This window comes from Gilliamella sp. B2785, from assembly GCF_026537005.1.
Taxonomy (GTDB): Bacteria; Pseudomonadota; Gammaproteobacteria; order Enterobacterales; family Orbaceae; genus Gilliamella; species Gilliamella apicola_E.
This window is the reverse complement of sequence record NZ_JAFNNC010000020.1, coordinates 1-1,054: the sequence shown is the minus strand read 5'-3', so window position 1 is coordinate 1,054 and position 1,054 is coordinate 1. Positions and strand designations below refer to the sequence as shown.

1 protein-coding gene is annotated in these 1,054 nt (G+C 33.4%); it reads left to right on the top strand.

Annotated elements, in window-relative coordinates:
• Positions 1–903: hypothetical protein (locus J3U24_RS11490; RefSeq protein ID WP_267337880.1), on the top strand; the 903-nt coding region annotated here is incomplete at its 5' end.
• Positions 904–1,054 lie beyond the last annotated feature (151 nt).

The following is a 1,054-nucleotide window of genomic DNA, read 5'->3' as shown; positions in this document are numbered from 1 at the left end:
CAAGCTCCGCTTGCCAGCCCGCCAATTGGTGATAAACATGTTTTATATCCTTTTGCCACACATTGGCAACATGCAGAAACAGAAAATGAACGTTCGGGGAGTGAAAAAGCTTTTTATGAATTGCTCAGAAATTTAAATAAGCAGTCCCAATCAGAACAATCCTATAAGATCACTTTAACTATTGAAAATTTAAAACAGGTTTTTAATATCCCATATGATATCTATTCTGATATTATTGATGATATTTTAAAACAAGAGATTAAAGTTCATGTAGAGAAATTAGCTAGTTCGCCTCATTTTGATCTGTTTCTACTTACCACTGAATCCCTTGATTTAAAATGTAATCCTTGTGAATACGAATCTAAATTTACCCTACAAACCATTATTTCTATCTCTGCCGATAAAATTATAGATAAGTTGGTAGTAGCTTACAAATATGGAAGTGATATAGGCAGAAGTTATCGTTTTTTCTATTATAACAAGGAAAAAATAATTATTAGGGAACTTGAACGTGATGAGATAAATAGTTTTGCTTCTGAAATAACAACATATCAACTCTCCTCCCAAGGCAAATTTATCCGCTATTATGACGAAAATGGCCCATTTCAAAACCAAGAAGAACAAGGCTTAGTTCAAAACCATACCCGCGAAGGTTTATGGATTGAAATTAAGCCAAACGGTTATACTCATAACAATACTTACTTAGAAGCCGAATATAAAAATGGTTTGCCCGTTAATATTTGGAAATTTTATCAATTAGAACAGCATTATAATGAACTCAATGAACCTATCTTATCCACCCGCAAAAAAGGCAAACTTTTGTACACAGAAACCTATAAAGACGGTGAGCTTGTGAATCGGGTGTTTATAGATGATGAAGTGGCTAAAATTAAAAAGAGGTAATATAGTATGAAAACGATAGTTATACCCTTTATCATCATCTTCTTGATGATAGGTTGTAATCAAATGGCGAATAGCCAACCGATTAATAAAAATAAAAAAGACGATCTTATTACCCAAATTATGCAAGCTCCGCTTGCCAGCCCGCCAATTG